Source organism: Gordonia marina (assembly GCF_052036135.1).
GTDB lineage: Bacteria > Actinomycetota > Actinomycetes > Mycobacteriales > Mycobacteriaceae > Gordonia.
In genome coordinates this window covers 44,932-51,391 of record NZ_JBPSDN010000032.1, presented here as the reverse complement: position 1 = coordinate 51,391, position 6,460 = coordinate 44,932, and the positions used below count along the sequence as shown (strand labels likewise).

Annotated in this window: 5 protein-coding genes and 4 pseudogenes; 3 read left to right on the top strand and 6 right to left on the bottom strand. The window is 69.0% G+C overall.

Features of this window, described 5'->3' with window-relative positions; genetic code table 11:
- The 3 genes and pseudogenes from ACSEEN_RS17100 to ACSEEN_RS17090 form a co-directional block, all read left to right on the top strand.
- Positions 1-120: pseudogene (locus ACSEEN_RS17100) on the top strand (IS30 family transposase); the annotation flags it as partial.
- Between the two features lie 9 nt (positions 121-129).
- A pseudogene (locus tag ACSEEN_RS17095) lies at positions 130-534 on the top strand (alpha-E domain-containing protein); the annotation flags it as partial.
- Positions 531-1,379, top strand: a complete 849-nt coding sequence (locus ACSEEN_RS17090) for a transglutaminase family protein (RefSeq protein WP_247865653.1) — start codon at positions 531-533, stop codon at positions 1,377-1,379. The pseudogene ACSEEN_RS17095 and the gene ACSEEN_RS17090, both read left to right, overlap by 4 nt.
- A gap of 3 nt (positions 1,380-1,382) precedes the next feature.
- Here the strand turns inward: ACSEEN_RS17090 and ACSEEN_RS17085 are convergent, their stop codons facing one another.
- From ACSEEN_RS17085 to ACSEEN_RS17060, 6 genes and pseudogenes are all read right to left on the bottom strand, one after another.
- Positions 1,383-2,135, bottom strand: a complete 753-nt coding sequence (locus ACSEEN_RS17085) for a hypothetical protein (RefSeq protein ID WP_440713816.1) — start codon at positions 2,133-2,135, stop codon at positions 1,383-1,385.
- Between the two features lie 56 nt (positions 2,136-2,191).
- Complete coding sequence (locus ACSEEN_RS17080; RefSeq protein WP_440713815.1) at positions 2,192-3,460, bottom strand: PucR family transcriptional regulator; 1,269 nt, start codon at positions 3,458-3,460, stop codon at positions 2,192-2,194.
- Positions 3,457-3,612, bottom strand: a pseudogene (locus tag ACSEEN_RS17075) (FAD-dependent oxidoreductase); the annotation flags it as partial. The pseudogene ACSEEN_RS17075 and the gene ACSEEN_RS17080, both read right to left, overlap by 4 nt.
- Positions 3,612-3,968, bottom strand: a pseudogene (locus ACSEEN_RS17070) (DUF3556 domain-containing protein); the annotation flags it as partial. The pseudogenes ACSEEN_RS17070 and ACSEEN_RS17075, both read right to left, overlap by 1 nt.
- A 46-nt stretch (positions 3,969-4,014) precedes the next feature.
- A complete protein-coding gene (locus tag ACSEEN_RS17065) occupies positions 4,015-5,481 on the bottom strand; it encodes a class I adenylate-forming enzyme family protein (RefSeq protein ID WP_440713814.1) in 1,467 nt (488 codons plus the stop codon).
- A gap of 128 nt (positions 5,482-5,609) precedes the next feature.
- A complete protein-coding gene (locus ACSEEN_RS17060) occupies positions 5,610-6,428 on the bottom strand; it encodes an acyl-CoA thioesterase (protein ID WP_440713813.1) in 819 nt (272 codons plus the stop codon).
- Between the last annotated feature and the right edge of the window lie 32 nt (positions 6,429-6,460).

Genomic DNA, 6,460 nt, shown 5'->3' with positions numbered 1-6,460 from the left:
CTGTACCTCGAAGCGATCGCCCGCGAGCTCAACGAGCGGCCACGGCAGTGCCTGGGCTTCTACACTCCACGGGAAGTCTTCGAACGCCTACTGAAGGACAACGTTGCTTCCACGAGTTGACACCGCCGTGTGCTGACCGCCGCCGGCGGCCAGGACACGTACGTCCGCGCCTACCGCGGCGCCGTGGAGGCGGCGAACGTGGTCGAGTTCATGCTGGTCGACCGGCTGTTTCCGCGATCGGTCTTCCACACGCTCCGCGTCGCCGAGCAGTACCTGGCCGAACTCGACAAGCGGCCGGACCGGGTGGGCGGGCAGTCGGAGGCGCTGCTGCTCCTCGGCCGGGCTCGCAGCACGCTGGAATTCATCGATCCGCACGAGCTGGTCAGCGATCTGCCCGGCTATCTGCGCGGGATCCAGCAGACCTGCCGCGGGGTGAGCGAGTCGGTGGTGGCCGAGCACTTCCACGTCGCCCCGTACGTGTCGTGGACCGACACCGGTCTGGCGACCGGATTCGACGGAGAGGGGACTCGATGACCACCCGCCTGCGCGTGGTGCACACCACCGGTTTCAGCTACTCGGCGCCGGTCGCGACCAGCTTCAACGAAACCCGGATCACACCGCGCGGCGACAGCAGGCAGGTGGTGGTGGCCGAGCACGTGGACACCGCCCCGACCGCCCGGCAATACCGGTACACCGACTACTGGGGAACGCAGGTGATCACCTTCGACCTGCACGTCCCGCACGACCGACTCGAGGTGATCAGCAGCGCGGTGGTCGAGACCGAGGACGAGGTCCGCCCGCCGGAGGCGGTCGCCGCGGACTGGAAACGACTGCGGTCGGCGGAGGTGGTCGACGCCTGCGACGAGATGCTGTGCCCCACGCCCTACACGCCGCACACCGACGAGCTGGCGGCGCACGCCCGCGAGGCCGCCGGCGACCTCGCTCCGGCGGCCGCCGCGGAGGCGGTGGTCGCCCGGGTGAACGCCGAGATGCGCTACCTGCCGGGCACCACCGAGGTCCATACGACCGCCGCCGACGCCTGGGAACGACGCTCCGGGGTCTGCCAGGACTACGCGCACATCACTCTCGCGATGCTCCGCAGTCTAGGCATCCCGGCCCGCTACGTCTCCGGCTACCTGCACCCGAAGGCGTCGGCCGCGATCGGCGAGACCGTCGCGGGTGAGAGCCACGCGTGGGTCGAGGTGTGGACCGGGGGCTGGTGGGGCATCGATCCCACCAACGCCACCCCGGTCGACGGCCACCACATCCTGATCGGCACCGGGCGCGACTACGCGGACGTGCCGCCGATCAAGGGCATCTACACCGGCGGCGGCACCTCGGAACTCGACGTGAGCGTGCGGATCACCCGGCTGGCCTGAGCCCTATCCGGCCTTCTCGGCGACCCGGTTCACGGCCTTGGCGAAGACATCGTCGAAGGTCGCCTCGTCGACCGCCTGACCGGTCATCGACGACCCCTGAACCGACACCTGGTAGCCGTCGACCAGGGCCAGGCCCACGCGGCTCTTCATCGTCTGGGTCTTGCCCGCGACGGAGATCACCGTGGTCTGCTCGACGACCATCGCGTCGTCGGCCTTGGTCTTCGGGGCCTTCACGACCTTCTGGTTCACCTCGCCCTTCGCGCCCTGCGCCGGGCCGGAGGCGAACTCCATGGTGAGGTGCTGGCACTTGCCCGTCGCCGAGGCACGCTGCTGCGCCATGGTGGTCTGCGGGCCGGCGACGACGGACGTGCCGAGGGTCTCGGTGCCCTTGGTGGCCACCGCGAGACCCACCTTGCTGACATCGAAGTGATCCGGCACCAGGTTCAGCTGCGCGCACGACGCCGGGCTCACCTTGGCGCCCTTGGTGCTCGCCAGGATCTGGTCGGTCATCTGCTGCAGCTGCGACTCGGGGATCTCCTGCACCTGGAATCCGGCCGGGAACTGGTCGGCCGGGAGCACCAGCTGCTGGACCGGGAGGTCCTTGCGCGCGGTCGTCCTCGACGCCGTCGTGCTCGACGCGGCCTTGTCCGACGACGATCCGCCGTCGCTGGAGCAGCCCGCGAGCGCGAGCACCGCGCCGCCGGCGAGCACCGCGCCGCCGATCCGCCGGGTCAGTCCGATCCTGGTCACCGTCATGAGAAAATCCTTAGAATGGGAGAGTTCGCACGCCGAATGTACCGTGCGGTAACCGGTCACGGTGTCAAGACCTCCGACCCGAGGTGATCGCAGACCGTCAGCGCCAGCGCCAGGTCCATCCGGTCGCCGGGCCGGGGCAGCGCTTCCATCGCCTTGCTGATCCGGTACTTGACGGTGTTGCGGTGCAGGGTCATCCGCTCCGCGGTACGGACGTGGCTCTCGCCGCATGCGAGGAACACCGACAGCGTCGCGCGCAGCACCTCGGCACCGGGAGTGTCCGCGGCCAGGGGGCCGAGCATGTCCCGGATCCACGCGCGCGTCGACGGCAGGTCGCGGGCCATCACCGACACCACCGCGATGCCGCGGTCGCCGTAGCCGACCACCACCGGCTCGGTGCGCGGCACCACGGTGGCGACGTCGTACGCGGCGCGGGCCTGCTGATGCGAGCGGCGGAAGCCGGCCACCCCGGCACCCGGCAGTCCGAGGGCCAACCGCAATCCGGCCGGTAGCCGGACCTGCCCGGCGACGGTCGCCGAGTCCACCGACGGCACCCGCTTGCCGAAGGGGACCCACGCCCACACCGTGCTGCGGTCCACCGCGGTGATGATGGGCGCGGCGCCGGAGTGCAGGGCGACCACCAGCGAGCGGGCGGCGCGGTCGATCTCGGTGAGCAGCACGCCGGGATCCGACGACCACAGGATCAGCGCGAGATGGGTCCGGTCGAGCCGGTACCCGGTCTCCGTCTCGAACGACTCGATCTCGTACGAACCGGGCTCGTCGTCGCCGTCGAGCAGCTGGTTCACCGTGGACGAGAGGACGTTGCCCTCGGCGCCGATCCAGCGGCGCCGTTCGCCCTCGTACGCCTGAAAGACGTACTGGCTGATCCAGTCGATGTACTCGAACACGATCCTGGCGAGCTCGCTCGCGGCGCGGATCACGACCTCCTCGGAGAGCTGGAGCTCCTTCAGGAATTCCAGGCCCAGGCGGTTGTACTCGTACTCGCCGATCCGGTAGGCGCGCATCAGCGAATTCGACGGCACCTGACGCTGCGCCAGCCGCAGCGCGTACTCGACCGCGGCGGTGGTGGGTTGCAGATGAGCGATGGGGATGTCGTTGGCGAGGACGTGGTTGATGGTGGTGATGTTGCCTTCGACGCTGGCGCGGAGCAGATCGACCAGGACGGGATCGCCGTCCAGATGGTCGATCTCCAGCATGCCGGCGGTCATCCCGTCGATGATCTGCTGCTCCATCGCCCGGAAACGAGTGGCGACGATGCCGATGGCCGCCCGCACCTGGGCGTCCACCGGCCCCGTCGCCGTCGTCATCGGAGCTCGACGCCGGCCTTGCGCAGCGCCGAGTTCGCCGCGTGGAAGCCGCACAGACCGTGCACTCCCGCACCCGGCGGAGCGGACTGCGAGCAGATGTACACGCCGTCCACGCCGGTGGCGTAGGGGTTGATCGCCGGCCGCGGCCGCAGAAGAGCACGCCGCCGGTCATCGGGGAGAACTTGCCGGCCAGCGGCCCCCACGAGCCTGCGAGGCCGAGCGTCTCGAGGAGGACCGTCCAGAGGACCAGCTTCTGGTACATGATCGGCTGGTTCCAGATCTCGCCGATGTGCACCGGGTTGAGGTGCGAGGTCAGTGCGGCGAGGCACCAGCCGACGACGATGTACAGGATGCCCACCTTGAGCAGGTAGATCGTGTGCACCATCTTCGGGGTGCCGAAGCCGTACTCCGCCCAGTGGGTGGCGAGGGTGCGGACTCGGTCTCGCAGTGGTTCTTTCAGGAATTCCGGCGGGTTCACCGGCGGGAAGTCACCTTCTTTGAATCCCATGGTTCTCTAGCTCCTTCGTGCTGGTTCGGTGGGGATGGATGGATGTTCAGGCCTGCGCGCGCAGGCGCAGGCGGAGTCCGGGCTTGTCGATCTTGCCGACGGGGTTGCGGGGCAGCGCCTCGACGAGATGGATGTCCTTGGGCTGCTTCACACGGGTGAGCAGCGGCTCGAGGAAGGCGGCGAGTTCCTCCGCCGTCACCGCGGCGTCGGGGTAGGTCACGACATACGCGACGGGCACCTCGCCGAACATCGGGTCCGGCGCACCGACCACCGCGCATTCGAGGACCGCCTCGTGCCCGGCGAGCGCGACCTCGATCTCCTTGGGGTAGATGTTCTCGCCGCCGCGGATGATCATGTCCTTGATCCGGTCGACGATGCGCAGGTAGCCGTCTTCGTCGAAGACGCCGATGTCGCCGGTGTGCAGCCAGCCGTCGACGATGGTCTCCGCGGTGGCCTCCGGGCGGTTCAGGTAGCCGCGCATCACGGCGGGTCCGGCGATCACCACCTCGCCGCGCTCACCGACCGGGACCTCGTCGCCCTGCGGGTCGACGGTGCGGACGGTCTGGCCGGGGAGCACCGGACCGACGGTGCCCAGCTTGCGCGGGCCGTGGATCGGGTTGCAGCACGACGCACAGGTGCCCTCGGTCAGGCCGTAGCCTTCGACGATCGGCACCCCGAACAGCTGCTCGGTCTTGTCGAGCAGTTCCTTGGAGATCGGCGCCGCACCGCAGATCGCGAAGCGGAGCGAGTCGAGCGCGCCCGCCGGGACGTCGCCCTTGGACACCAGCATCGCGTAGATGGTGGGCACGGCCGAGAAGAAGGTCGGCCGCAGACGGGCGACGTCGTCGAAGAACCGGCCGACCGAGAAGTGGCCGGTGATGCTCACCTGGCCGCCGACGGCGATCGAGGTCAGGACCGTGACGCAGATGGCGTTCACGTGGAAGAGCGGCAGGATCAGCAGACCGTGCGTCGAGCTGTCGTGCTCGAAGAACTCGATCGAACTCTCGGTGAAGAACCGCAGATTGTCGTGCCCGAGCCGGACGCCCTTGGGACGACCGGTGGAGCCCGAGGTGTAGATCAGCAGCGCGTCGTCCGCGGCGGTGGGCGGCGCGGGCGGCACCCATCCGTCGCTGGGCCGCTCGGCGAGCCGGTCCACGTCGAGGAAGATGCGGGCGTCGCGGTCACCGATCGGCGCCTGCCCCACCACCACCTCGGCTGCCGAATCGCCCAGCTGGTATTCGGCCTCGGAATCGGTGAAGCCCGGATTCACCGGGGTGCCGATCGCCCGCAACCGCCACGCGGCCATCAGGGTGATGACCAGTTCGACGCGATTCGGCAGGAACGTCGCCACCACGTCACCCGGTCCGATTCCGAGACCGGCGAGTTGCTCGGCCACGGCGTCGACGCGCTCGGCGAACTCCCGGTAGCTCAGTTCCAGCCGATCGTCACGGATACACGGTGCCGCTCCCCGGGACGCCAGTTCCCACGCGAAGTACGTTCCCGCTTGTGTCACAGTCATCACCCTTCAACTTCAATGTGATGCTTGACACTATTGAGTTGAGGGGGACGACGAAACGGCCTAGAGATACGAAATCCGCCCCGGTTGTTGTCCCCGGAGCACAAATATCACCGCGGCGGCGGCTACCCGGGGTCCTTGAAGTACACCAGTTGGTGCGTGGTCGCCAGCAGCACGGCGTCGTCCCCGGTGCCCGACCAGATCTGGCCGTCGGCGTCGAAGTGACCGTTGCCGAAGCGGGCCGCGCGCACGGTGGCGAGGACGTGCCGGTCGCCCTGGGCGGCGAGCTCGTCGGGCGTGGCGTGGAAGTACGTGGTCAGCGTGATGGTCCCGGCCGGCATGTAGGTGCCGTGCCGCAGGAAGACGCGCGGGTAGAAGTTGTCGGTGATCGACGTGAGCGACGGATAGTCGAGCGGCCGCTCGGGGGCGTCGCGGATCCACAGGGTCGACGTGGAGTCGTCGCTCTTGCCGTCCGGGCCGGCCGCGAGCGCGCCGGTGACGAAACGCTTGTCGTAGTTCGCGGCCCACGCGATGAAATCCGGAAAGTCCACGGCGCCGACCTCGTCGGCGGCGGGAACCGCCGGCGGCACCGATTCGGTGCTCTCCCAGGTGGGGCGATGCAGGCCGAAGACCGCGCTGCCGGTCGAGACCGTCTGGCCGTTCTGCACCAGGTGGAACACCCAGTGCTGGTTGGTGCGGTTGGTGCGGATCACGCTCGGATGCAGTTCCCAGTCCCCGTCGCCGATCGGCGCCGCGTAGTTGAGGGTGAGGGCGAGCGGATGGCCGAGGACATCGGGGCGGGATTGCAGCGCGTGGACCACCGTCGCCGCGGTGATGCCGCCGAACGGCCCGACCATGTTGGCGTACGCGGGGTGGGCGTGCGCACGGAAGGCGCCGTCGTCGAGAGCGGTGACCGCGATGGCGTCGTCGAATACGTGGCTCATGCTTCCGGACTCTACAGAACGATCGGTCTACT

Coding starts and splice junctions, on each gene's coding strand:
- ACSEEN_RS17090 (WP_247865653.1), top strand. CDS start 531: ATGACCACCCGCCTGCGCGTGGTGCACACCACCGGTTTCAGCTACTCG.
- ACSEEN_RS17085 (WP_440713816.1), bottom strand. CDS start 2,135: ATGACGGTGACCAGGATCGGACTGACCCGGCGGATCGGCGGCGCGGTG.
- ACSEEN_RS17080 (WP_440713815.1), bottom strand. CDS start 3,460: ATGACGACGGCGACGGGGCCGGTGGACGCCCAGGTGCGGGCGGCCATC.
- ACSEEN_RS17060 (WP_440713813.1), bottom strand. CDS start 6,428: ATGAGCCACGTATTCGACGACGCCATCGCGGTCACCGCTCTCGACGAC.